At 66.6% G+C, this 24,936-nt stretch carries 23 protein-coding genes; 7 read left to right on the top strand and 16 right to left on the bottom strand.

Annotated elements, in window-relative coordinates; translation table 11 throughout:
* Positions 1 to 222: 222 nt before the first annotated feature.
* From IMX13_RS12705 to IMX13_RS12680, 6 genes are all read right to left on the bottom strand, one after another.
* Complete coding sequence (locus tag IMX13_RS12705) at positions 223 to 411, bottom strand: hypothetical protein (RefSeq protein WP_154582383.1); 189 nt, start codon at positions 409 to 411, stop codon at positions 223 to 225.
* A gap of 105 nt (positions 412 to 516) precedes the next feature.
* Positions 517 to 1,629: a rod shape-determining protein RodA gene (gene rodA / locus IMX13_RS12700; protein WP_053519637.1), complete on the bottom strand. Its 1,113-nt coding sequence runs from the start codon at positions 1,627 to 1,629 to the stop codon at positions 517 to 519.
* Positions 1,626 to 3,704 (bottom strand): penicillin-binding protein 2, encoded by a 2,079-nt coding sequence (gene mrdA / locus IMX13_RS12695; protein ID WP_193396470.1) that lies wholly within the window; start codon positions 3,702 to 3,704, stop codon positions 1,626 to 1,628. The genes rodA and mrdA overlap by 4 nt, the downstream gene beginning before the upstream one ends.
* Positions 3,705 to 3,707: 3 nt before the next feature.
* Positions 3,708 to 4,193 (bottom strand): rod shape-determining protein MreD, encoded by a 486-nt coding sequence (gene mreD / locus IMX13_RS12690; RefSeq protein WP_053519639.1) that lies wholly within the window; start codon positions 4,191 to 4,193, stop codon positions 3,708 to 3,710.
* Positions 4,190 to 5,257: a rod shape-determining protein MreC gene (gene mreC, locus IMX13_RS12685; RefSeq protein ID WP_193396469.1), complete on the bottom strand. Its 1,068-nt coding sequence runs from the start codon at positions 5,255 to 5,257 to the stop codon at positions 4,190 to 4,192. The genes mreD and mreC overlap by 4 nt, the downstream gene beginning before the upstream one ends.
* A gap of 121 nt (positions 5,258 to 5,378) precedes the next feature.
* Positions 5,379 to 6,425, bottom strand: a complete 1,047-nt coding sequence (locus tag IMX13_RS12680) for a rod shape-determining protein (RefSeq protein WP_005411077.1) — start codon at positions 6,423 to 6,425, stop codon at positions 5,379 to 5,381.
* A 283-nt stretch (positions 6,426 to 6,708) separates the two neighbouring features.
* Between IMX13_RS12680 and IMX13_RS12675 the strand changes: the two genes are divergently transcribed.
* Positions 6,709 to 7,647 (top strand): carbohydrate kinase family protein, encoded by a 939-nt coding sequence (locus IMX13_RS12675; RefSeq protein WP_053519641.1) that lies wholly within the window; start codon positions 6,709 to 6,711, stop codon positions 7,645 to 7,647.
* Between the two features lie 188 nt (positions 7,648 to 7,835).
* Here IMX13_RS12675 and IMX13_RS12670 read toward each other — a convergent pair whose 3' ends face one another.
* The 4 genes from IMX13_RS12670 to ubiE all read right to left on the bottom strand — a co-directional run bounded on the left by IMX13_RS12670 (position 7,836) and on the right by ubiE (position 12,204).
* Positions 7,836 to 8,456, bottom strand: a complete 621-nt coding sequence (locus IMX13_RS12670; RefSeq protein ID WP_193396482.1) for an HAD family hydrolase — start codon at positions 8,454 to 8,456, stop codon at positions 7,836 to 7,838.
* On the bottom strand, positions 8,456 to 9,187 hold the full coding sequence (locus tag IMX13_RS12665; protein WP_193396468.1) for a hypothetical protein: 732 nt from the start codon (positions 9,185 to 9,187) through the stop codon (positions 8,456 to 8,458). Before IMX13_RS12665 ends, IMX13_RS12670 begins: the two co-directional genes overlap by 1 nt.
* Before the next feature lie 92 nt (positions 9,188 to 9,279).
* Positions 9,280 to 11,208 (bottom strand): M1 family metallopeptidase, encoded by a 1,929-nt coding sequence (locus IMX13_RS12660; protein WP_193396467.1) that lies wholly within the window; start codon positions 11,206 to 11,208, stop codon positions 9,280 to 9,282.
* Between the two features lie 234 nt (positions 11,209 to 11,442).
* Positions 11,443 to 12,204, bottom strand: a complete 762-nt coding sequence (gene ubiE, locus IMX13_RS12655) for a bifunctional demethylmenaquinone methyltransferase/2-methoxy-6-polyprenyl-1,4-benzoquinol methylase UbiE (RefSeq protein WP_053520441.1) — start codon at positions 12,202 to 12,204, stop codon at positions 11,443 to 11,445.
* Positions 12,205 to 12,284: 80 nt separating this feature from the next.
* Here ubiE and IMX13_RS12650 point away from each other — a divergent pair, with 80 nt between their 5' ends.
* The 5 genes from IMX13_RS12650 to IMX13_RS12630 all read left to right on the top strand — a co-directional run bounded on the left by IMX13_RS12650 (position 12,285) and on the right by IMX13_RS12630 (position 14,950).
* Positions 12,285 to 12,737, top strand: a complete 453-nt coding sequence (locus IMX13_RS12650) for a nucleoside deaminase (RefSeq protein WP_074899822.1) — start codon at positions 12,285 to 12,287, stop codon at positions 12,735 to 12,737.
* A gap of 197 nt (positions 12,738 to 12,934) precedes the next feature.
* Entirely contained in the window at positions 12,935 to 13,195 is a 261-nt protein-coding gene (locus IMX13_RS12645) for a hypothetical protein (RefSeq protein ID WP_193396466.1), read from the top strand.
* A 74-nt stretch (positions 13,196 to 13,269) separates the two neighbouring features.
* Positions 13,270 to 13,596, top strand: a complete 327-nt coding sequence (locus tag IMX13_RS12640) for a hypothetical protein (RefSeq protein ID WP_111186202.1) — start codon at positions 13,270 to 13,272, stop codon at positions 13,594 to 13,596.
* Positions 13,597 to 13,665: 69 nt separating this feature from the next.
* Positions 13,666 to 14,088, top strand: coding sequence for a low affinity iron permease family protein (locus tag IMX13_RS12635; protein WP_111186203.1), 423 nt, complete (start codon positions 13,666 to 13,668; stop codon positions 14,086 to 14,088).
* Between the two features lie 304 nt (positions 14,089 to 14,392).
* Positions 14,393 to 14,950 carry a transposase gene (locus IMX13_RS12630; RefSeq protein WP_193396465.1) on the top strand — a complete coding sequence of 186 codons (558 nt, stop codon included), beginning with the start codon at positions 14,393 to 14,395 and terminating at the stop codon, positions 14,948 to 14,950.
* Positions 14,951 to 15,129: 179 nt separating this feature from the next.
* Here the strand turns inward: IMX13_RS12630 and smeF are convergent, their stop codons facing one another.
* The 3 genes from smeF to smeD form a co-directional block, all read right to left on the bottom strand.
* Positions 15,130 to 16,515, bottom strand: coding sequence for a multidrug efflux RND transporter outer membrane subunit SmeF (smeF, locus tag IMX13_RS12625; RefSeq protein WP_193396464.1), 1,386 nt, complete (start codon positions 16,513 to 16,515; stop codon positions 15,130 to 15,132).
* Positions 16,516 to 16,612: 97 nt separating this feature from the next.
* Positions 16,613 to 19,735, bottom strand: coding sequence for a multidrug efflux RND transporter permease subunit SmeE (smeE, locus tag IMX13_RS12620; protein ID WP_053520172.1), 3,123 nt, complete (start codon positions 19,733 to 19,735; stop codon positions 16,613 to 16,615).
* Between the two features lie 12 nt (positions 19,736 to 19,747).
* A complete protein-coding gene (smeD, locus tag IMX13_RS12615) occupies positions 19,748 to 20,929 on the bottom strand; it encodes a multidrug efflux RND transporter periplasmic adaptor subunit SmeD (RefSeq protein WP_065175174.1) in 1,182 nt (393 codons plus the stop codon).
* Between the two features lie 221 nt (positions 20,930 to 21,150).
* Between smeD and IMX13_RS12610 the strand changes: the two genes are divergently transcribed.
* Complete coding sequence (locus IMX13_RS12610) at positions 21,151 to 21,810, top strand: TetR family transcriptional regulator (RefSeq protein WP_065175175.1); 660 nt, start codon at positions 21,151 to 21,153, stop codon at positions 21,808 to 21,810.
* A gap of 56 nt (positions 21,811 to 21,866) precedes the next feature.
* Here IMX13_RS12610 and hslU read toward each other — a convergent pair whose 3' ends face one another.
* The 3 genes from hslU to xerC all read right to left on the bottom strand — a co-directional run bounded on the left by hslU (position 21,867) and on the right by xerC (position 24,935).
* On the bottom strand, positions 21,867 to 23,240 hold the full coding sequence (gene hslU / locus IMX13_RS12605) for an ATP-dependent protease ATPase subunit HslU (RefSeq protein ID WP_053520175.1): 1,374 nt from the start codon (positions 23,238 to 23,240) through the stop codon (positions 21,867 to 21,869).
* A gap of 88 nt (positions 23,241 to 23,328) precedes the next feature.
* Entirely contained in the window at positions 23,329 to 23,880 is a 552-nt protein-coding gene (gene hslV / locus IMX13_RS12600) for an ATP-dependent protease subunit HslV (protein WP_053520176.1), read from the bottom strand.
* A gap of 182 nt (positions 23,881 to 24,062) precedes the next feature.
* The gene (gene xerC, locus IMX13_RS12595; RefSeq protein WP_193396463.1) at positions 24,063 to 24,935 is read right to left on the bottom strand and encodes a tyrosine recombinase XerC; all 873 of its coding nucleotides are present in this window, start codon (positions 24,933 to 24,935) and stop codon (positions 24,063 to 24,065) included.
* Position 24,936 lies beyond the last annotated feature (1 nt).

Here is a 24,936-nt window from a genome sequence, read left to right as displayed (position 1 = left end):
CAGGTCATGGATGAATTAAAACCCCTAACACCATGAATCACAACGATTTGCTTGCAAGCAGTCGAAATTGTGAAAACGATGTGAGCGATCCATCGTATTCAGTTGAAAGGTTGCCGGTTGCGTCCCCATCCCCGCAGACGCAACCGGCGACCGGATCCGGTCGATACGCGCGCGGCTGCCGCTCCCCAGTGGCAGTACCCCGCGCGCCCTGTATCCGTTGGATCAGTACTGCTTCCCGCCCGACGCCCCCTCGCGCTGCAACGATAGACGGCGCGCCGTGCCGAACGGGCCGCCATTGTGCAGGCCGATTGCGACAAGTCCATTGATCAAAATCAACGCAGCGTAAAAGTGTGAACTAGATAACGTTTTTTTAGGGCTTTGGTCAGCGGACCTGCTGTTGCGCGTCGTCATGGGAACGCTTCCATGAAGGGCGTTGCGCAAGCGTTGGACGGCCCCGGCCTTGCCCGAAACCGCAGAGGTGCAGCAACCCGCGTCGGCCGCGCGCTCCCGGAGGTGCTAGCCGTAGCCGCCGTGCACGGGATTGTGGCTGCGCACCGCCATCACCAGCCCGAAGCCGGCCAGCAGCGAGACGGCCGACGTACCGCCATAGCTGATCAACGGCATCGGTACGCCCACCACCGGCAACAGACCCGAGATCATTCCGCCATTGACCAGCACGTAGACGAAGAACGCCAGGCCGGTGGCACCGGCCAGCAGCCGCGAATAGGAGTCGCGCGACTGGCTGGCAATCCACAGGCAGCGCCCGATCACCACCAGGTACAGCGCCAGCACGACGGCCACGCCGATCCAGCCGAATTCCTCGCTCAACACCGAGAATGCAAAGTCGGTGGTCTGCTCGGGAATGAAGTTCAGGTGCGACTGCGAGCCTTCGCCCCAGCCCTTGCCGTCGAACCCGCCGGAACCGATCGCGATCTTCGACTGGATGATGTTCCAGCCCGCGCCCAGCGCATCCATTTCCGGGTCGAGGAACATCATGATGCGGTCCTTCTGGTAGGGCCGCAGCAGCCAGAACCAGGCCAGCGGCGCAACCGCGGCCACGCCGCCCACGCCCAGCCCCACCCACCACCATGGCAACCCGGCCAGCAGCAGCACGAACACGCCGCTGGCGGCGATCAGCACGCCCGTGCCGAAGTCCGGCTGCAGCATCACCAGACCGGTCGGCACGCCGATGATGACCAGCGACACCAGCACCGTATTGATGCGTGGTGGCAAGGGCACCCGGTGGAGGTACCAGGCCACCATCATCGGCAGGCTCACCTTCAGCAGTTCAGCCGGCTGCAGGTAGAAGAACTTCAGGTCCAGCCACTGCCGGCCGTATTTGCCGGTACCGAGCACGAACACCGCCAGCAACGGGATCATCGAGATCGCGTAGATCATCGGCGTCGCCGAACGGATGCGCAGGATCGGTACCCGCGAGATGGCCCACAGCGCGGCCATGCCCACGGCGAAGCGGGCGCCCTGCGCCATTACCAGGCTGTCGCCGCCTGCACTCTTCAGCGTGGCCAGGCCGATCATCATCAGCGCGCCCAGGGCAAGGCACAGCACCCAGTCCAGCGTGCTGAAAAAGCGCCGCAGCATGTCCCCGGCCCATCGCAGGAAGGCCTTCATCGCGTCGCCTCCGTAGCCGCCGGTGGACGCGGCGCGGCAGGCAGTGCCGGTGCCGGCGCAGCGGGTGTTCCCGGCTGCGGCTGGGGCTGCGGGACCGCAGCGCCGATCAGCACCGGATGCTCACCGACCTGTGCGGCGGCAGCATCCCCCGCCTGGCGGGCGCCCACGTCCTCGTTGTCGAAAGCGGTCGCACCGATGGCGGTGGTGCCGCGTTCGCTGTCCAGCGGCTGGATGCCATCGGGCATCTTGCCCAGCAGCCAGGCATCGAACACCTTGCGTGCGATCGGCGCAGCTGCCGAGCCGCCGTAACCGCCGCCTTCCACCGCGATCGCCAATGCGATCACCGGCTGATCAGCCGGCGCGAAGCCAACGAACAGCGCACGGTGGCGCAGGTGCATCGGCAGGCTCTTTGGATTCACCGCTGCCGTGCCACGGCGGCTGACCACCTGCGCGGTGCCGGTCTTGCCGGCCATCACGTACGGCGCCCCGACCGCCACCCGCCAGCCGCTGCCGCCAGGCTGCATGGTCGCCATCATGCCTTCGCGCACGGCCTGCACGTTGTTCGGATTGGGGCTGACCGGCTTGCTGTCGCGTGCCGGCACCCCGGTCCACTCGCTGTCGAACCCTTCGCGCTGCTGGATGACCAGGTGCGGCGTGCGCAGCTGCCCGCTGGCCAGACCGCTGACGCCCCGCGCCAGCTGCAGCGGGGTGACCTTCCAGTCGCCCTGGCCGATGCTGATGTTGACCGTATCGCCGGGGTACCACGCTTCCTTGCGGGTCTTCCGCTTGTACGCCGGTGACGGCAGGATGCCGCCGATCTCGCCGGTCAGGTCGATGCCGGTCGGCTGGCCGAAACCGTAATAGTCCATGTAATGGTCGAAACGCTCGATGCCCAGGTCCAGCGCCAGCCGGTAGTAATAGGTATTGACCGAATTTGAGATCGACTTGCGCAGGTCGGTCCAGCCATGGCCGCCACGGTTGGCATCGCCCCAGCCGCGGCTGGTGCCGGGCAGGTAGAACATGCCGGTGGACAGGATCTTGTCTTCCGGGCGGCGCACACCGGCGTCCAGACCGGCCAGTGCGATCAGCGGCTTGAGCGTCGAGCCGGGGGCCACACCGCCCAGTACGAGGCGGTTGAACTGCGGGCGCGACGGATTGTCGTTCAACGCTTTGAAGTCGGCGTGGGAGATGCCGTTGACGAACAGGTTCGGGTCGTACGACGGCAGGCTGACCATCGCCAGGACCTCGCCCGTGCGCGGGTCCATCGCGACCGCCGAGCCTTCCTGGTCGCCGAAGGCGGCAACCATCGCCCGCTGCAGGTCGGCGTCGATCGACAGGCGCAGGTCGACACCGGACTGCGCGGCAACGCGGCCGATGGTGCGGATCGCACGGCCCTGCACGTTGGTCTCCACCTGCTCGTAGCCGACCTTGCCGCGCAGCTGCTGCTCGTAATAGCGCTCCAGGCCCGACTTGCCGATGTGGGTCAACGCGGCATTGCCCTCGCCAAGGATCTCCAGATCCTTGTCATCGACACGACCGACGTAGCCGATGATATGCGCGAACAGATCGCCGTACGGATAACGACGGGTCAGGTAGGGCTCCAGCTCGACACCCGGGAAACGCCAGCGATCGACAGCGAAGCGTGCCATCTCATCGTCGGTCATGCGCAGCTTGAGGGTGACCGGCAGGAACTTCCGGCGCGCCTTGCGCGACTTGTTGAACGCCTCCAGCTCTTCCGGACTGATCTCGATGATCTTTGCCAGTCCTTCCAGCGTGGCATCCATGTCCTTGACCTTGTCCGGGGTCACGTCCAGGCGGAAAGCCGGCACGTTCTCGGCCAGCAGGCGGCCGTTGCGGTCGTAGATCATGCCGCGCCCCGGCACCACCGGCCGCGGCTTGATGCGGTTGGCTTCCGAACGGGTGGCGTAGATGTCGTGGTCCAGCACCTGCAGCTTGAAGTACCAGCCCCCCAGCCCAAGCAGGCAGACCAGCACCCCCAGGAAACCCAGCGCCGCACGACGGCGGAACTGCTCGGCTTCGGCGTGCGGGTTCTTGACCTGGCGGCGCGGAATCATGGCTCAACGCCCGCGCTTGCCGAAACGCACCGCGTCCAGCAGCACGAATACCAGCGGCCACAGGCCCATGCCCAGCAGCGGCGCCCACCAGTACGACCACGGCAGCGTCGGCTCATCCACCACGATGTGCACCAGCGCGCTGACGATACGGTCGTTGAACAGCAGGCCACCAATGGCGAGCATCTGCTGGGACATCGGGAAGAAGCGGATGCGGGCGCGGAAGCGCTGCAGGATGAAGGCCAGCATCACCAGGCGCAGCGCTTGTTCACCCAGCACCCCGCCATACAGCAGGTCGGCGACCACGCCACTGGCGAATGCGATGCCGAGACCAACGCGCTCGGGCGTTTCGATCACCCAGTACGCCAGCACCAGCGCCAGCCAGTACGGGCGCAGCGGCTGCAGCAGGGCCGGCAACGGCAGCAGGCCCAGCAGCAGGGCCACCACCAGACTGGCCGGCAGCACCCAGGGATTGTCGCGCAGGCGGCTCATCGCTGGACCTCTGCGGCGGCGGCCGGTCCGGCTGCCGGCTGCGGATCCGGGGCGGTCGAAGACGCCGGAGTGACGGCCGGCGCCGACGGCTGCCCTGCGCGGGTGTCTGCCGGTGCTGCTGACGGTGCTGCTGCCGGAATTGCCGGGACCGGCACGGTAGCCGCATTGGCTGGCCCGCCCGGCGCGGTGTCCTCCAGCTGCAGGCGTACTTCCGGCGGGATGCGGATCGCTGCGCCCGGGCGCAGCAGCAGCACATCGCGGCCGCGGTCGAGCTGTGCGGCCGGCTTCAGCTCACCGACCAGGAAGGCATGGGTGTCATCCGGGCGCAGCGCGGTGATGGTGCCGACCGGGAAACCGGCCGGGAAACGGCCACCGAGACCGGAGGTGACGATCTCATCGCCCACTTCCACCCCGGCACTGAGCGGGATGTCGCGCAGTTCCAGGGTATCGCCGCGACCGTAGACGATCAGGCGGACACCGTTGCGGGCCACGGTCACCGGCACGGCATGGTCGGGGTCGGTCAGCAGCAGCACGGTAGAGGTGCCGCCGGTAACGCTGATCACCTGGCCCATCAGCCCACCGGCGTCGATCACCGCCTGGCCGACATGCACTCCCTCGCGGCTGCCTGCGTCGAGTACCAGACGCTGTTTCACCGGGTCCAGGTCGATATCGAGGATCGGCGCCAACTGCACGTCCAGTCCGCTGCGCTCGGCCACGTTCAGCAGTTCGCGCAGCTGGGCATTGTCCAGTGCAGCGGTCTGCAGACGGGTCAGGCGGGCGTTGGCCAGCAGCAGCTGGTTGCGCAGCTCGCGGTTCTCGCTGACCAGCTGGCTGTGGCTGGCCGCGTTGTCCTTGACCTGGCTGCCCAGCTTGCCCGGCAGGCCTGCCAGGGCCCAGACCGGCTGCACCAGGGTGTTGGCCTGTTCACGCAGGCGCGCCAGCCAGCCGGCCTGGTCGTCGAGGACGATCAGGGTGATGGCCAGCGCGAGATAGGCCAGCAGCCGCAGCGGGCTGGCGGCATCACCGGATCGGGAAGCAACGGGAGGACCGGCGTAGGGCGGCACGGCAACGATTCAACTGGCAGAAGGCGGAGGGGAAACACGCGGACGCCCCGCCGGTGCCGGCCCGCCAACGCGACGGGCCGCACCCCGGAGGGGCGCTGCGGGCAGGAACGGCCGGGACGGCTTATTCCGGCGCAAAGAACTCGTTGCCGTGCATGTCGACCAGCTCCAGCGCACGACCACCGCCGCGGGCCACGCAGGTCAGCGGATCGTCGGCCACCTGCACGTGCAGGCCGGTCTCCTCGGAGATCAGGCGATCCAGGTCACGCAGCAGGGCGCCACCACCGGTCAGCACGATGCCGCGCTCGGCGACGTCGGCGCACAGTTCCGGCGGCGTCTGCTCCAGGGCCAGCTTGACCGCGCTGACGATGCCCGACAGGGGTTCGTGCAGGGCTTCGAGCACTTCGTTGGAGCTGATCTTGATCATCTTCGGCACGCCCTCGGCGAGGTTGCGGCCGGAAATCTCCAGCTCCTGCACCTCTGCCTGCGGGTAGGCACAGCCCAGCTCCACCTTGATGCGCTCGGCCGTGGCTTCACCGATCAGCATGCCGTGGTTGCGGCGCACGTAGTTGGTGATCGACTCGTCGAAGCGGTCGCCACCGATGCGGACGGAGGCCGAATAGACGATGCCGTTGAGGGAGATGACCGCCACTTCGGTGGTGCCACCGCCGATATCGATGACCATCGAGCCACGGGCTTCGGTGACCGGCATGCCGGCGCCGATCGCAGCGGCCATCGGCTCTTCGATCAGGTACACGTCACGGGCACCGGCTTCCTCGGCCGATTCCTTGATCGCACGGCGCTCGACCTGGGTCGAGCCGGCCGGCACACAGACCAGCACGCGCGGACTCGGGCGCAGCACGCGGGACTTGTGCACCTTCTTGATGAAGTGCTTGAGCATCGCCTCGGTATAGGTGAAGTCGGCGATGACGCCATCCTTCATCGGGCGGATGGTGGTGATGTGGCCCGGGGTACGGCCCAGCATCTGCTTGGCCTCGGCACCGACGGCTGCCACCGAGCGGGTGCCACCGATGGCACGGTCCTGGCGCACGGCCACGACCGAAGGCTCATTCAGCACGATCCCCTGCCCGCGCACGTAGATGAGGGTGTTGGCCGTGCCCAGGTCGATGGACAGGTCGTTGGAGAACATGCCACGGAGTTTCTTGAACATCTGAGGAAGGAGTCCTGAGGGGTGTCGTGCCCGCCGCGGGATGGCGAAAAAATGGGCAGAAATCGAGGCCGACAAGCCTAGCAACCCGCCTGCCGCCGAGCAAGGAAAAATCCAGCTGAACCCGCGTCTTCACAGGCTTTGGGCCTGATCCGGCATCACCCGCTTCTGGCCCTGAGCGGCACCAGCGGGTAACCTTTGCGCCGTCGGGCGCCCAAGGGCGCCGTTTGCTTGCCCGTCGAAGCGGGCAGGCCCACCCCAAAATTCACCGCATAGGCTTACATCGATGTCCGCTCTGATCTGTGGTTCTCTTGCCTTCGACACCATCATGGTGTTTCCGGACCAGTTCAAGAATCACATCCTGCCGGACAAGGTGCACATCCTGAACGTGTCGTTCCTGGTCCCGCGGATGCGCCGCGAGTTCGGCGGCTGCGCCGGCAACATCGCCTACAACCTGCATCTGCTGGGGGGCCACCCGATCCCGATGGGCACGGTCGGCTCGGACTTCGGCCCGTACCGCGAGTACTTCGATGGCCTGGGCATCGACCTGTCGCGCGTGCGCGTGATCGATGAGCTGTTCACCCCGCAGGCGTTCATCACCACCGACCACGACAACAACCAGATCACCGCCTTCCACCCGGGCGCGATGATGCGTTCCTACGAGAACCACGTGCGTGGCGTGCCGGGCGTGACCCTGGGCCTGGTCGGCCCGGACGGCCGCGAAGGCATGATCCAGAACGCGCTGGAGTTCCACGAGGACGGCATCCCGTTCATCTTCGACCCGGGCCAGGCCATGCCGCTGTTCAACGGACCGGAGCTGCGCCAGTTCATCGAGCAGGCCGACTACGTGGTGGTCAACGACTACGAGTCGAACCTGCTGCAGGAACGCACCGGCTGGGACGAGAAGGAAATCGTCAGCCGCGTGCAGGCCTACATCACCACCCGCGGCCCGAAGGGCGCGGTCATCCACACGCCGGACAAGAGCTACGACATCCCGCCGGCGCACGAGCGCCGTGTGGTCGATCCGACGGGCTGCGGCGATGCCTTCCGCGCCGGCCTGATCTACGGCATCCAGAAAGGCTACGACTGGCTGACCATCGGCCGCATGGGCAACCTGATGGGCGCACTGAAGGTCGAGCACCCGGGCACCCAGAACCAGCGCTTCACCTTCGATGAGTTCAACGAGCAGTTCAAGCAGCAGTTCGGTTACGCGCTGGGCGCGTAAACCGAACTGCCCGCGCATCTGCTCGGTGGGTGTCGACCTGGGTCGACACTGCCGGCCAGCGGCCGGCACCACCGGAACTTCCGACCGACACGTTGCCTGCTGTCTGTAGAGCCGAGCCCATGCTCGGCCTGCGCGCGCCAGCGCGATCTGACCGCAGAGCAGCCGAGCGTGGGCTCGGCTCTACACGGTCATGCGCCCTGCCACGCTGCCAACAGGGCGCGGCAATCGGCGAAGTGCCAATCCGCGCGGCCCGGCCACGGGTTGTCAGGCAGGTTGACCAGCACGGTGTGGGTGCCGGCGGCACGGCCGCAGTCCAGATCATAGGCGTGGTCACCCACCATCACCGCCTGCGCGGCGGCAATGCCCCAACGCCGCAGGTGCTGCTGCAGGCCATCCGGCGAGGGCTTGGGCACCGCTTCTTCGCGGCCGATGATGTCGGCATCGTCGAACAGTTCCCCGACCCCGATCGCCTCCAGCGTCAGCTTCGCCAGCGCATGGTCGTTGCGGGTCAGGATGCCCAGCCGGCAGCCAGCCGCCGCCAGCGCGCGCAGCAGCTTCACCGCGCCCGGTGCCGGCAACGCCTCCTCGGCCAGCCCGCGCTCGTGGTCCAGCAACCACTCACGCTTGGCCTGCGCCGATGCGTCAGGCAGCGCCGCGATATGGTCGAGGATGTCTTCCTCGGCGGCGATCTCCAGTGCGCGGCGGATCGCGGCGAAATCATGCACGGCCACAGTCAGCGTGCCGTCCATGTCGAACACCCAGTGCCGGATCGCGGACAACGCGTGCACGGCGCTGCCCGCCGCAACGATCACTGCCACCACTGCGGCATGCGGCTGGCGTCGACGCCACCGGTTTCGAACACCGCCGTGCGGGTGCCGCCGGCCTTGACCGGGAACTCGATGCTGATCGACTTGCCCTTGCGCGCAAGCTTCCACAGCGCCTTCTGATCGGTGATGAACAGCGCAATCGCCTCATCGGTCTGCGGCCGCCAGGCGGCCATCGACACCGGCTTGCCGTCGTCCACGGTCACCTTCACCGTACACTGCGGGCAGCGGAAATCGCCGGCCTGCAGCACCAGGTAGGCGTGCCGCTTCCACTCCGGGTGATCGCGGAACACCAGCTGCACCGGCTTGGCGCCGCTGCCATCCACGTCCACCCGTTCCTTGCTGTAGATCTGCGCCGACACCTGGTTGCCCTTGTTGCCGACCGGTATCTGGTTGTACTGCCACAGCGCCTGCATGCGGCGCAGGTCGCGCGCGGCATCGCCCTTGGCCTTGACCTCTTCGAAGCCTGCGGCGATGCGCTCGGCGGCGGCCGTGTCCTTGTACTCATCCAGCAGCGCGGCGCCATGCAGTCGCGCGCGCTCCCAGTCCTGCGCGGCGACGGCCATGTCGTACTGCCTGGCCACGTCCTCGGCCTTGGCTTCCTTCTGCGCCTGAACGGCGGCCGCGGCGGCTTCCTGCGCCTTGCGCTCTTCTTCGGGATTGCTGCAGGCGGCCAGGGCCAGGGTGCAGGCGGTGAGCAGGATCAGTCGTTTCATGGCAGAGGTCCTTCGTGTTTTTCGCATGCTTGCAAAGTCGCGCATGGCTCGACTCTACAAAAAAAGCGCCGGGCAGGGCCCGGCGCTTGTTCTTACTTGGCTTCGGCCTTGGCCAGCATGTCCTGGACCGAGGCAGTGGTGATCGGATGGTAGCCCGGCTTGGCCTTCTCGAAGGCCTGCTTGGCCAGCTCCAGCCCCTTCGGCGTTTTCACCAGTTCGGCGTAGATCGGCAGGATCAGCTTGCGACGGCCGACACGCTCGATGAATGCCGCCGCGGCCTCATTGGCCGGCTCGTAGCCGCTGCGGATGGCCAGCGGATACCAGCGCATGGCGATCTCGCCATTCGGCGTGCCCGTGAAGTGGAAGGCCTTGTCCAGCGTGGCCAGCGTGTCCAGCGGCTGGGTCGTGCCCAGGCCGTCGATGAAGCGCACCCACTCCTGGGTGCTCCAGTCAGCGATGACCTGGCTGCTGGGCACGGTGCCTGCGCTGGTGAAGGCGATGCGCGCGGTATCGACGCTGCTGAAGTTGCGCGACTGCGCCTTGGCCGCGAACGCCGGGATGCCCGGCTCGTCCAGCCATGCCTTCAGTTCGGCTTCCGTCACTGCCGACGGGTTCTTCGGCAGCAGGTTCTTCTTCAGGTACTCGACGAACTGGTCGGTATTCGCGCTCTGGAAGGCGTGGTCATCGAACCAGCCGCGCAGGAACGGATCGAAGGTCTCGCGGCCGAAACGCTGTTCCAGGAACTCCAGGAACCAGGAACCCTTGACGTAGGCCACCTGGCTCAGGGCTTCATCGGGGTCACGCTCGTTCAGCGGCGGCAGCGCCAGCGCCTGGTCGGCGGGGCTCATGTCCTTCACTTCCGCCAGCAGATCGGTCTGGTCGATCTGCCGCTCCATTTCGGCCATCTCCTTGCCGTACAGCGCTTCGGTGATGCGGCCCTGGACGTAGGTGGTGAAGCCCTCGTTGAGCCAGATGTCCTTCCAGCTCGCGTTGGTCACCAGGTTGCCCGACCAGCTGTGCGCCAGTTCGTGGGCGACCAGCGAGACCAGCGATTTGTCGCCGACGATCACGGTCGGGGTGGCGAAGGTCAGGCGCGGGTTCTCCATGCCGCCGAACGGGAACGACGGCGGCAGCACCAGCATGTCGTAACGGCCCCAGCGGTACTCGCCGTACAGCTTCTCGGCGGCACCGATCATCTTCTCGGTGTCCTCGAATTCCTTGGCCGCCTTGCCGACCATGGTCGGTTCGGCCCAGACGCCGGAGCGGCCGGAGATCGGCTCGAACACCAGGTCGCCGGCGGCGATCGCCAGCAGGTAGGACGGGATCGGCTGCGGCATCTTGAAGGTGTAGTCACCATCACGCGCGGCCTTGGGGTCGTTGTCGGCGCTCATCAGCACCATGACGTCCGGGCGCGAGACCACGTGCGCGCTGTAGGTGAAGCGCACGCTCGGGGTGTCCTGCAGCGGCACCCAGGAACGGGCATGGATGGCCTGCGACTGGCTGAACATGAAGGGGAGCTTCTTGCCTTCGGTCATCGACGGCGCCAGCCACTGCAGGCCCGAGGCGGTCGGCGCGGTGTGGTAGGTCACCTCGACCTTGGACGGCTGCTGCGGGGCCTCGATGGTCAGCTTGCTGCCGAACACCTTGTCGGCCGCCGCCAGCTCGAACTTCAGCGGGCTGCGTGCGCCGTCAGCGGCAACGGCTTCGACCTTGGACACGGTCAGCTCGCGGGTGTCGAGCACCAGCTGCGTGGCGTCCTTCTGCTTCCACTCCAGGGTGTAGGTCGCGGTACCGCCGATCTGCTTCTGGTCGAAGTCCAGCTTCAGGTCCAGCGCGATGTCCTTGATGACGACCTTGTCCGGCTCGGCGTACGAGCTTTCGTCGTGGCTGCGGTTCTCGGCGTTCACGGGAGCGGCGGGGGCCTTTTCGGCAGTCGGGGCGGCGGCGGGCGCGGCCGCCTCCTGGGAGCAGCCAGCGGCCAGGGCCACGGCCAACGGAAGGAGCATCAGCGGATTGCGCATGAATCGGGACCGTTACGGGGAGCAAACCCCAATGGTACCTCCCTCCGGCCCCGCAGGCGTTGCGCGGTGCGGGGTAAGGCAGGGCGGCCGGCGTTGCCAGGTAGCGCCGGGCCATGCCCGGCGAGCGCGCAGCGCGGCCTGCGTCGGACCTTGCGAGCGTCTGATCGAAGCGCCGCCGGGCATGGCCCGGCGCTACCGACGGATGCCGGGCCAAGCCCGGCGGCCCTGGATGCCTTACAGCTTGTAGCCGGAGTGGATCGACACGATGCCGCCGGTCAGGTTCTTGTAGTGGCAGCGCTCGAAACCGGCCTCGCCCATCATGGCCTTCAGCTCGTCTTGCGGCGGATGCTTGCGGATGCTCTCGGCCAGGTACTGGTAGCTGTCCGAATCATTGGCGAACAGCTTGCCCAGCTTCGGCAGGATCTTGAACGAGTGGAAGTCGTAGATCGGCTTGAACCAGTCGGCGGTGACCTCGGAGAACTCCAGCACACGCGCCTGGCCGCCGACCTTGAGCACGCGGTACATCTCGCGCAGGCCGGCATCCTTGTCGGTCACGTTGCGCAGGCCGAAGGCGATGGTGACCAGGTCGAAGCTGTTGTCCGGGAACGGCAGGGCCTCGGCATTGCACTGGACGTAGTCCAGGCCCAGCACCAGGCCGCGGTTGGTGAGGCGATCACGGCCCACCGACAGCATGCCGGCATTGATGTCGCCCAGAACCACCGAACCTTCGGCGCCGACGCGCTCCTTCAGCAGGGCGGCAATGTCGCCAGTGCCCCCCGCGAGGTCAAGCACGCGGTCACCGGGCTTCACCTGCGCGGTCGCCACGTAGTAACGCTTCCACGCCCGGTGCACGCCCAGGCTCATCAGGTCGTTCATCAGGTCGTAGTTGCGCGCGACCGAGGTGAACACCTGCCCGACCAGCTTCTGCTTGTCCTTGGCGGCGACGTCGCGGAACCCGAAATGGGTGGTACCGGATTTGTAGGGGGATTCGCTCATGTCCCGATTATCGCACCGCCAGGGCCGCTGCGGGGGAACGGCGCCTTATCATGGCAGCCCATGACCTTCCGGAGCCCCGCATGATCACCACACCTGATTACCAGGCCCTGCTGCAGACCGCCATCGCCGAAGCCCGCCAGGGCTTGGCCGAGGGCGGCGTGCCGATCGGCGCGGCGCTGTACCACAACGACGGTCGCCTGCTCGGCTGCGGCCACAACCGCCGGGTGCAGGAAGGCGATCCCTCCGTGCACGGCGAGACCGACGCCTTCCGCAAGGCCGGGCGCCAGCGTCGCTACCGCGACACGATCATGGTGACCACCCTGGCCCCGTGCTGGTACTGCTCGGGACTGGTGCGCCAGTTCAACATCGGCACCGTGGTGGTCGGCGAGTCCCGCACGTTCCAGGGCGGCATCGACTGGCTGCGCGAAAACGGCGTCACTGTGATCGACCTCGACAGCCAGGAATGCGTCGACCTGCTCGGGGGCTTCATTGCGCAATATCCCGAGATCTGGAACGAAGACATCGGCGAATGAGTGCCGTGGACTGAACGCGGCGCGCGTTTAATGAACGCTTCATCCGCGGCAGGCCCTTGTGCAGTCAGCGTCTGCGGCGTTCGATGTGACGCGCTGCGCACTCCGTCGGCACACATGCACACGCTGCGGTAACACCCCATCGCTCCGGCACGCCTACGGTGGGGTTACCGGGGCCCCCTACCCCGGCGGAGCCAGCCATGTGCGCGCACGCTGCAAGCCCCACGCCCAATCTGATCCTTGACGGAATCCACGCCCGCCTGCGGGGCCAATATCGATTGCATCGGCGCGGCGCCCTGTTCTGGACCGCTTATCAGAGCATGCAGCTGGAACTGGTGCGCGACCATCCACGCGACCACGTCCGCCTGTGCAACGCGATGGCGGACATCGCTGAAGACCTCGGCGTGGTCGAGCACGCCCAACTGATCGGCAATCGCAACGCTGTTTCCACATTGCGATGACACCGCTTCCACCGGTGATCAGGCAACACTGCGATTCCCCCCACTCCACGTCCACCTCAACCGATTGGATCGACATGCACACTGAAGTCCCCGCCATTCCCCCGGTCATCGACGTCGATGCGGAACTCGACCACTGGCGCCGCCAGCATGCCGACGGTGCGCTGCCTCACAATTCGTTCGGCTCCTACGTGCCCTGGATCAAGTTCGCCTGCGATTCGCTGATCACCCAGCCGCGCGCCAGCAACGCGCAGCGTGACGAGATGTTCCAGACCCAGTATGCGCTGCAGATCATGCCGCGGCTGAGCGAAGCACAGGCCCGCGAGTTCGTTGACCGCTGCTGGCAGCACGTCTACCAGGCCAGCCGCGTGCGCCTGCAGGACGCACCGCGGCTGCGCGCCTGAGCAGGCCTGCTGCACGCAGGCTGCACGGCCACGCGCCGATCATCACGTCATCCCAGCGGGACGACGACGATGAAAGCAAGAAACCTGTTCAATACCATCGCCAAGAAGGCCGCGGCCGCCACCGGCTCTCCGTGGACCTTTCTGGTCGCAGTAGCCATCGTGGTGGTGTGGGGCATCTCCGGCCCGGTGTTCGGCTTCAACGACACCTGGCAGCTGGTCATCAACACCGGCACCACCATCATCACCTTCCTGATGGTCTTTCTGATCCAGCACACGCAGAACGCCGATACCGCGGCGATGCAGATCAAGCTGGACGAGCTGATCCGCGCCACCGCGGAGGCCAACAACGAGCTGCTGGATCTGGAGGAACTGGACGAGCAGCGGCTGGAAGAGATCCGCGCCGAGTATGAGCGGATGGCACGCGAAGCCGGCGACGCCCTGGCCCGTGTGCGGGCCTGCCACACGGTGCGCCGTGATGACGAAGCGGTGTAGCCCTGACGACCTGCGAACACCTGATGGAAGCGCCGCCGGGTATGACCCGGCGCTACCGTAATCCACGTCGGACCATGCCCGGCGAGCGCGTAGCGCGGCCTGCGTCAGGCCCTGCGAAGGCCTGATCGAAGCGCCGCCGGATATGACCTAGCGCTACCGCAATCCACCTACAGGTAGCGCCGGGCCATGCCCGGCGAGCGCGCAGCGCGGCTCCTCAAGGTGAAGCTGCAACACGGCGGTTCCCCACGTGATTCATTGGCAATCGCTGATAAACGCATGCATCCCTCCGGCACAGACTGGCCGCATGTCCAGTCGTCACCTAACGCGCGGCCGCGATTCGCGCATCGAAGGCTACTATGTGCTCACGACCGTCGTGCGGCAACGTCGGCGTGTTTTTGCGGATCCCCGTTGTGCTGCATGCCTTGTGGATTCGCTTCGCTACGTCGAACACATGGGACTCAGCCATTCATTCGCATGGGTCGTCATGCCCGATCATCTGCATTGGCTGGTGCAACTCCGTGATGGAACACTTGCGCGCCTGATGGGAACGCTGAAATCACGCAGCAGCAGGCTGTTGGGGCAGCAATTTGGCGTGCAGACGCCGCTATGGCAGCCGAGCTACTTCGATCATGCGGTGCGCACTGAAGATGCAATCAGGCGCCATGCGCTGTACATCCTTGGCAATCCCGTTCGTGCGGGGCTGGCGGTTCAGCTGGACGAGTATCCATTCGCCTGGTGCCGCTGGTCCCTGCGGCAGTACCGAGCCTTGCGAATGTCTGGCCGAAGAGCCGCCGGGTATGACCCGGCGCTACCGGGATCTCACCGACAGGTGTGGCCTGCGTCAGACTATGCGAATGTCTGACCGACAAGCCGCCGGGTATGACCCGGCGCTACCGCAATCCACCTCCAGGTAGCGCCGGGCCATGCCCGGCGAGCGCGCAGCGCGGCCTGCGTCAGACTTTGCGAACGTCTGACCGAAAAGCCGCCGGGTATGACCCGGCGCTACCGGAATCCACGTCGGGCCATGCCCGGCGCGTCCCGTCAGCTGCGTTCGTGCCAGCCGCCGCCCAGCACCTTGTACAGGGTGATGCGGTTGGCCTGCTGGGCCAGTTGCGCCTGCAGCCGCGTCTGCTGCGCGCTGTAGGCCGTACGACGCGCGTCGAGCAGGCTGACGAAGCTGTCCAGGCCGGCGTCATACCGCGCCTGCGACAGCCGGTTGGCCTGCTCGGCCGCGTCGACCAGACGCTGCTGCGCGCTGACCTGCTCATCCAGGCTGACATTCATCGCCAGCGCATCCGCCGCTTCGCGGAAGCCGTTCTGGATCGCCTTCTCGTACTGCGCCAATGCGATATCACGATCTGCATTGGCGATGTCGAGATTGGCACGCAGACGGCCGCCCTGGAAGATCGGCAGGGTGATCTTCGGCAGGAAGCTCCACACGCGCGTGCCGCTGTCGAAGAGGTTCGACAGTTCGTTCGATCCGCTGCCGATGCTGCCTGTCAGCGAAATGCTCGGGAAGAACGCTGCGCGGGCAGCGCCGATGTTGGCGTTGGCAGCCAGCAACTGGTGTTCGGCCGCCATGATGTCCGGGCGCAGCAGCAGCACGTCGCTGGGCAGGCCGGCCGGTGGTGGGGCCAGTGCCAGCAACTGCGGCTCGATGCCATCCGGCAGCAGAGCCGGGTCGACCTGGCCACCGGCCAGCAGCGCCAGGGCATTGCGGTCCTGCGCGAGCTGGCCGCGCAGGCGTGCGGCATCGGTGCGCGCGGTTTCGACCAGGGTGCGGGTCTGGGTCAGTTCAAGTGCTGAACTGCCGCCACGTTCATGGCGTGCTTCTGCCAGGCGCAGCGAATCCTCATAGGTCTTCAGCGTCGCTTCGGCGATCTTCAGCTGCTGGCTGTCGGCGCCGTAGGTCAGCCACGCCGTTGCCGTCTCGGCCACCAGGCTCAGCTGTGCATTACGGCGGTTGGCGGCGATGGCGAAGTACTGCTGCAGGGCTGCTTCGCTGAGGTTGCGCACGCGGCCGAACAGGTCCAGCTCGAATTCGGCCACGCCGACGCCGGCAGTGAACTGCTCGGTGACTCCCCCATCCGTACCTGTGCGCTCCATCTGCCCGGTGATGGCCACACCCGGCACCCGGTCGGCGCGCTGCACCCGGTACCGGCCGCGTGCGCGCTCGACATTGAGCACGGCCACACGCAGGTCGCGGTTGTTGTCCAGCGCCTGGCCGATCACCTGCTGCAGGCGTGGATCGGTGAAGAAGTCACGCCAGCCCAGCGTGGCCACATCGGCAACCTGGCCCTGCGTGGCCTCTGCCGGCCACTGCGCAGGAATCGCCGGGGCAACGGCCGTGTCCTTCGGCGCGAGGGTGGAGCAGCCGGCGACCGTGAGCACGGCGGCCAGGGATACAGCAAGAGAAGAGAATTTCATGGCGACACCTTGGGGGTCACGGTGGTAGCGCCGGGCCGTTCCCGGCAGCTACGTGGTAAGGCATCCGCCGGGCATGGCCCGGCGCTGCCGGATTCCATCACTCGGCGGTCCTGCGTTTGAACACGCGCTGCACCACCACGAAGAACAGCGGCACGAAGAACACGCCCAGCGCGGTGCCGACGATCATGCCGCCCAGCACGCCGATGCCGATGGCCTGCTTGGCGCCGGAACCGGCACCGGTGGAGATCGCCAGCGGCACCACGCCCATGCCGAATGCAAGCGAGGTCATCACGATGGGACGCAGGCGATCGCGCACGGCATGCATGATCGATTCGATCAGGCCGGCCCCCTTCTCCAGGTTTTCCTTGGCGAACTCGACGATCAGGATCGCGTTCTTGCTGGTCAGGCCCACCGTGGTCAGCATTGCCACCTGGAAGTAGATGTCGCGCTCCAGGCCCTTGAAGGTGTTGGCCAGCACCGCGCCGAGGATACCCAGCGGGGCGGCCAGCAGCACGGCGGTCGGAACACTCCAGCTTTCGTACATCGCGGCCAGGCACAGGAACACGATCATCAGCGACAGCGTGTACAGCAGCGGGGTCTGCGAGCCGGCCTGGCGTTCCTGATAGGACATCGCGGTCCACTCGATGCCGAAGCCCGCCGGCAGCTGCTTGGCCAGCTGCTCGATCTCGGCCATGGCGTCACCGGAGGCGACTCCCGGGGCCGGTTCGCCCTGGATTTCCATTGCCGACACGCCGTTGTAGCGCTCCAGGCGCGGCGAGCCGTAGTCCCAGTGCTTGCTGGCGAAGGCGCTGAACGGAACCATCTCGCCCTTGTCGTTCTTCACCGACCAGAGATCGAAGTCCTCCGGCACCATGCGGAACGGCTGGTCGGCCTGCACGAACACACGCTTGACGCGGCCACGGTCGACGAAATCATCGATGTACGCGCTGCCCCATGCGGTGGCCAGGGTGGTATTGACCTGGGCGATCGACAGCCCCAGCGACGTTGCCTTGGCCACATCAATGTCGATGCGGAACTGCGGCGTGTCTTCCTGGCCGTTCGGGCGGACGTTGGCCAGCTTCTTGCTGCCGGCCGCCAGGCCGAGCAGCTGGTCACGCGCGGCCACCAGCGCATCGTGGCCCTGGCCGCTGTTGTCCTTCAGGAAGAAGGTGTAGCCCGAAGCGGTACCCAGCTCCGGGATCGCCGGCGGCGGGAAGGCGAAGATGAAGGCGTCCTTGATCCCACCCAGCGCAGCCATGGCGCGGCCGGTGATCGGCATCACGCCGTTGTCGGCGTCACGCTCGCTCCAGTCCTTCAGCTTGACGAAGGCCATGCCCGCGTTCTGGCCCATGCCGGCGAAGCTGAAGCCCTGCACCGAGAACACCGACTCGACCGCCGCCTTCTCGTTCTCCAGGAAGTGATTCTCCAGTGCCGCGATCGATTCCAGGGTACGTTCCTGGGTGGCGCCGACCGGGGCCTGCACCAGCGCCATCAGCACGCCCTGGTCTTCATTGGGCAGGAACGAGCTGGGCAGGCGCACGAACAGAACCGCCATCAGTACGAACAGCGCGGCGACGATGCCCATGAAACGCCACGGACGGTTCAGGATGCCGCGTACACCACGCTGGTAGCTTTCGCTGGTGCGGTCGAAACCCCGGTTGAAGCCGTTGAAGAAGCGACCGGCCAGGCCGCGGTGGGCGACATGATGCTCGCCCTTCTTCAGCGGCTTGAGCAGCGTGGCGCACAGCGCCGGGGTCAGTACGATCGCGACCAGCACCGACAGCGCCATCGCCGAAACGATCGTGGCCGAGAACTGCCGGTAGATCACGCCGGTGGAGCCACTCATGAAGGCCATCGGCACGAAGACGGCCGACAGCACCAGGCCGATGCCGACCAGTGCACCGGTGATCTGGCCCATCGACTTGCGGGTGGCCTCCAGCGGCGACAGGCCCTCCTCGGACATGATGCGCTCGACGTTCTCCACCACCACGATGGCGTCGTCCACCAGCAGGCCGATCGCCAGCACCATCGCGAACATGGTCAGCATGTTCACCGAGAAGCCGAGCATCGCCAGTACGCCGAACGTGCCCAGCAGCACCACCGGCACGGCGATGGTCGGGATCAGGGTGGCGCGGAAGTTCTGCAGGAACAGGTACATCACCACGAACACCAGCACGATCGCTTCGATCAGGGTCTGCACGACGCCCTTGATCGACACGCGTACGAACGGCGTGGTGTCGTACGGAATCTCGGCCTTCAGGCCGGCCGGGAAGAAGTTCTTCAGGTCGTCCAGCGCAGCATCCACGCCGGCGGCGGTGTCGAGCGCATTGGCGCCGGTGGCCAGGGTGACGGCCAGGCCGCTGGCCGGCTGGCCGTTGTAGCGGGTGACGAAGTCGTAGGATTCCGCGCCCAGCTCGACGCGGGCGACATCACCCAGGCGCAGTTCGGCACCGTCCTGCGCACCGCGCACGACGATGTTGCGGAACTGCTCCGGCGTCTGCAGGCGCGACTGCGCATTGATCGTGGCGTTGAGCTGCTGGCCCTTGACCGAGGGCGCGCCGCCCAGCTGGCCGATCGCCACCTGTGCGTTCTGTGCCTGGATCGCTGCGGTCACTTCCGGCACCGACAGGCCATAGGTATGCAGCTTGTTCGGGTCCAGCCAGATGCGCATGGCGTACTTGCCGCCGAAGACCTGGATGTTGCCCACGCCCGGGACTCGGCTCAGGCGATCGACGACATTGGAGCCGACGTAATCGGCGATGTCGTTGGCATCCATGCTGCCGTCTTCGGAGACGAAGGCGATCACGTTCAGGAAGCCCGAGCTGGACTTGGCCACGTTGATGCCCTGCCGCTGCACTTCCTGCGGCAGCAGCGGCATGGCCAGCTGCAGCTTGTTCTGCACCTGCACCTGCGCGATGTCCGGATTGGTACCGCTCTCGAAGGTCAGGGTGATGGTCGCCTGGCCGTTGGCCGAGCTGTTGGAGGAGAAGTAGATCAGGCCATCAAGGCCCTTCATGTTCTGCTCGATGATCTGCGTCACCGAGTCTTCGACCACTTTGGCCGAGGCACCCGGGTAGGTGGCGCTGATTTCCACCGCCGGCGGAGCGACGTTGGGATACATCGAGACCGGCAGCTTGAACAGGGCCAGGCCGCCGGCGAGCATGATGATGATGGCGATGACCCACGCGAAGATGGGTCGATCGATGAAAAAGCGTGCCATGGAATTCTCCGCTTACTTCGCGTCGCCGGCCGGAGCCGCAGGCGGGGCAGCGGCCGGCTTGGCCGGTGCGGCGCCCTTTTCGGTGGCGTTGACCGGCATGCCGGGTCCGATCTTCTGCAGGCCTTCGACGATGACCTTGTCGCCGGGCTTCAGGCCATCCTCGACCAGCCACTTGTCGCCGATGGTGCGGCTGACCTTGACCGGGCGGACTTCGACCTTGCTGTCCTTGCCGACCACCATCGCCGTGGTGTCACCCTTGGCATCGCGTGCGATGCCCTGCATCGGCACCAGCACCGCGTCGCTGCGCACGCCGCCACCGATCACTGCGCGCACGTACATGCCCGGCATCAGCAGGCCATCGGGGTTTTCCACCTTGACCCGCAGGCCGAAGCTGCCGGTGGCTGGATCGACGCTGACTTCGGAGAACTCCAGCGTGCCCTTGTGCTCGAAAGCGCTGCCGTCTTCCAGCAGGATGCTGACCGGCGTCTGCTGGTTGTCCTGCAGGCGGCCGGCGGCCAGCTCGCGGCGCAGCTGCAGCAGCTCGGCCGAGGACTGGGTGAGGTCGACATAGATCGGATCCAGCTGCTGCACTGTGGCCAGGGCGTCGGCCTGGCCGGCGTTCACCAACGCACCCTGGGTGACGCTGGACTTGCCGATGCGGCCGCTGATGGGCGCGGTGATGCGGGCGTAGCCCAGCGTGACGTTGGCCGAATCCAGCGAAGCCCGGGCGGCGCCGACGTCGGCCTCGGCCTGCTTCTGCGCGGCTACGGCGTTTTCCAGATCCTGCTGGCTGACCGCATCGACCTTGGCCAGCTCGGTGATGCGCTTGGCACTCAGGCGCGCGGCGTTGGCCGTGGCTTCGGCGCGGGCCAGCTGTGCGCGGGCACTGTTGGCCTGGGCGCGGTAGCTGGCGTCATCCAGCTGGTACAACGGCTCGCCGGCCTTGACCATGCCGCCCTCGGTAAACAGGCGCTTGGCCACGATGCCGCTGACCTGCGGACGGACTTCGGCCACCAGGAAGGCATTGGTCCGGCCCGGCAACTCGCGGGTCAGGCCCACGGTCTCGGACTTCAGCGTGACCACGCTGACCTGGCCGGGCCCCTGTTCGGGGGCCTGGGGTTCGCCGCCACAGGCGGCCACGGTCGTGGCGATGGCCAGCGACAGCGCAAAGGGTCGGATTCGGCTCAGCAACATGGGGAAGGCTCTTGGAAGGAAGAATCTCAGCAGGCGCTGATACGGCGGGCACTTCCCGGGAACGGGTTGAGGCCTCACGTACAACGCCCACCCGGGCAGGCATGGGTGCCGGAACAGGACAGCCACGCACACGACGGGAACGATGGAGGTGAAATATACATACATGCTTGTTTGTTTGTAAACAGGTACAATTCAGCCACGTTTCACCCGTACTCGTACCCATGGCCCGCAAGACCAAAGAGGACACCCAGGCAACCCGGGAAGGCATCCTTGACGCCGCCGAAGCCTGCTTCCATGAACATGGCGTGGCCCGTACCACGCTGGAGATGATCGGTGCCCGCGCCGGCTATACCCGCGGCGCCGTGTACTGGCACTTCAAGAACAAGGGCGAGGTGCTGGCCGCGATCATCGAACGGGTGCACCTGCCTTTCATGCAGGAACTGGAGCGCACCTCCACCGAGCAGCGCGATACGCCGGTGCATGATCTGCGCGCGGTGATGATCCATTCCTTCATCGAGCTGTCCGAAGACGAGCGCCTGCGCAAGACCATGGAGATCATGCTGCGCAGCGATGCTTCGGCCGACACCAAGGTGCTGACCGAACTCCAGCAGGCCGGTTTCCGCGACGCGCTGGACCGGATGGAGCGTGCGCTGCGACGCGCGCAGGCGCTGGGCCAGCTGCGCGAAGGCGCCGACCCGAAGATCGCCGCGCGCATGCTGCACGCGACCGTGCTGGGGGTGCTGCATGGCGCGATGGTCGAGCCGGATCTGATGGATCTCCAGCGCGACGGCATGCTCGCGCTGGACATGACGCTGGCCGCCTACGTGAAGGAAGGCGTGTTCGAGCCGGGCACCGTACCTGCGCCGTTGCCGGAGGCCTGAGCGCACAGGGGTCGGATCCCTCAAACAAGAAGGCCGCCTTTCGGCGGCCTTCTGCGTTACAGGATGTAGCGGCTCAGGTCCGGATCCTGCACCAGTTCACCCAGATGCGCATCGACGTAAGCGCTGTCGATGGCCAGGGTCTCGCCATCGCGGTCAGGCGCTTCGTAGCTGAGCGAATCCAGCAGGCGCTCCAGTACCGTATGCAGGCGGCGGGCACCGATGTTCTCCTGGCGCTCGTTCACCTGGAAGGCGATCTCGGCCAGGCGGTCGATGGCGTCGGCAGTGAAGCTGACCTTGACGCCTTCGGTGGCCAGCAGCGCTTCGTACTGCTTGGTCAGCGCCGCCTTCGGCTCGGTCAGGATGCGCACGAAATCACCCTTGCTCAGCGCGCCCAGTTCCACGCGGATCGGGAAACGACCCTGCAGCTCCGGAATCAGATCGCTCGGCTTGGCCAGATGGAAGGCACCGGAAGCGATGAACAGGATATGGTCGGTCTTGATCGTGCCGTACTTGGTCGACACGTTCGAGCCTTCCACCAGCGGCAGCAGATCGCGCTGCACGCCTTCACGCGAGACGTCGCCACCACCCACGTTGTCACCGCGCTTGGCAACCTTGTCGATCTCGTCGATGAAGACGATGCCATGCTGCTCGCAGGCTTCGATCGCCGCAGTGCGGATATCGTCCTCGTTGACCAGCTTGCCGGCTTCTTCCTCCAGCAGCAGCGGGCGTGCCGCCTTGATGGTCAAGGTGCGCTTGTGCGCCTTGGCACCACCGCCGAGATTGGCGAACATGGACTTCAGCTGCTGGCCCATCTCCTCCATGCCCGGCGGCGTCATGATGTCCATGCTGACGTTGGCGGCCAGATCCAGTTCAATCTCGCGCTCGTCCAGCTCACCATTGCGCAGCATCTTGCGGAACTTGATGCGGGTTTCGTTGTCCTGTGCCGACGGCTCGTTGCGCGCCACTTCCGGGTCGAAACCGATGCCGCCGCTGCGGCGTGGCAGCAGCGCATCGAGAATGCGGTCTTCGGCACGTTCTTCGGCCTGGGTGCGCACGCGCACCTTGGCCTGCTCGCGGTACAGCTTGACCGCGGTATCGGCCAGATCGCGGATGATCTGTTCGACGTCCTTGCCGACGTAGCCGACCTCGGTGAAACGGGTCGCTTCGACCTTCACGAACGGCGCATTGGCCAGCGTGGCCAGGCGACGCGCGATCTCGGTCTTGCCGACGCCGGTCGGGCCGATCATCAGGATGTTCTTCGGCATGACCTCGTTGCGCAGCTCGGCCGGCAGCTGCATGCGGCGCCAGCGGTTGCGCAGGGCGATGGCCACGGCGCGCTTGGCGTCATGCTGGCCAACGATGTGCCGGTCCAGCTCCTGCACGATCTCGCGCGGCGTCATGGTGGCGGAGGAAACTTCGATCTTCGACATGGATGGGCTCACGAATGCGTTGTCGATGACACCGGAACCAGACGGCCCGGCCGGTAGCGCCGGGCCATGCCCGGCGGATCAGGGAGCGTCACAGCTCCTCGACCACCACGTTGCGGTTGGTGTAGATGCAGATGTCGCCCGCGATGTTGATCGCTTCACTGGCGATGGTGCGCGCATCCAGCGCCGTGTGCGCCATCAGCGCGCGGGCCGCCGACAGCGCGTAGGAACCGCCGGAACCGATGGCGATGATGCCGTCTTCCGGCTCGATCACGTCGCCGGTACCGCTGATGATCAGCGAGGTTTCCTTGTCGGCCACGGCCAACAGTGCTTCCAGCTTGCCCAGGCGACGCTCGGTGCGCCAGTCCTTGGCCAGCTCGACGGCGGCACGCTGCAGCTGGCCGTGCTTTTCCAGCTTGGCCTCGAACAGCTCGAACAGGGTGAAGGCATCGGCGGCCGCGCCGGCGAAACCGGCCAGCACCTGGCCATCGCGACCCAGCCGGCGCACCTTGCGCGCATTGCCCTTCATCACGGTGTGGCCGAGCGTGACCTGGCCGTCGCCGGCAATGGCCACATGCTCGCCGCGACGCACGCAGACGATGGTGGTGGCGTGGAAAACGTTGGGGTTCTGACTGGGGTCCATGCGGCCTCCGATAGCTGTTCCCGGGACATGGGGACAGCGCCGGGGCCGATCAAGCCTGCGTGGATGGCTGCCGTTCAGGGCTCGGGCGCCAGCGGCCGCTGCATCCGCCGGGCATGGCCCGGCGCTACCACCGCATCAGGGCATGACTTGGCGCTACCACTGCCGCCGGGCGTGGATTGGCGCTACCGGCGGCGCTTGGCGCGCGGATGCGCAGCGTCGTAGACCTTGGCCAGGTGCTGGAAATCCAGATGGGTGTAGATCTGCGTGGTGGCGATGTCGGCGTGCCCCAGCAGTTCCTGCACGCCGCGCAGGTCGCCGGACGACTCGAGGATGTGGCTGGCGAAGCTGTGCCGCAGCATGTGCGGATGCACGTGCTTGAACAGCCCTTGCCGCTGCGCCAGCTGGCGGATGCGGATCTGTACCGCGCGCTGGCTGATCGGCCCGTTGCGGCCCGGAAACACCGGGGTGGCCGGGGCGCCGCCGCTTTCGCTGCGCCAGGCGAGCAGTGCCTCGCGCGCCGGCCTGCCGAACGGTACCCGACGCTGGCGGTTGCCTTTGCCCATCACGTTGACCAGTCCGCTGGCAAAATCCAGGTCACGCCAGGTCAATGCGCAGACCTCGCTCAGGCGCAGGCCGGAGGAATAGAACAGCTCCAGCAGCGCGCGGTCGCGTCGCCCCAGCTCGCCTTCCGGTTCCAGTTCGACCAGTTGCACTGCTTCATCGGCGTCGAGCACCTGCGGCAGCCTGCGCGGCGCTCGCGGTGCCTTCAGGGTGGCCGCTGGACTGACCTCGATGCGGCCATGCCTGAGCAGCCACGCATAAAAGCTGCGGCAGGCAGACAGCCGCCGCTGCAGGCTCTTGGCCGACAGGCCCCGGCGATGTTCATCGGCGACGAACTGTCGCACGGCATCAGCATCCAGCGCCTCCACCGGCACGCCCCGCGGCTCGGCCCATGCCGCCAGCGCATCCAGGTCGCGACGGTAGGCGTCCAGCGTATGCGCCGACATCCGCCGTTCCACCTGCAGGTGCTGCAGGAACGCCATGACCGCGCTCATC

The sequence above is a fragment of the Stenotrophomonas sp. B2 genome, assembly GCF_014947095.1.
In the GTDB taxonomy this organism is placed as follows: domain Bacteria; phylum Pseudomonadota; class Gammaproteobacteria; order Xanthomonadales; family Xanthomonadaceae; genus Stenotrophomonas; species Stenotrophomonas maltophilia_P.
This window is presented reverse-complemented; position numbering and strand designations above follow the sequence as displayed.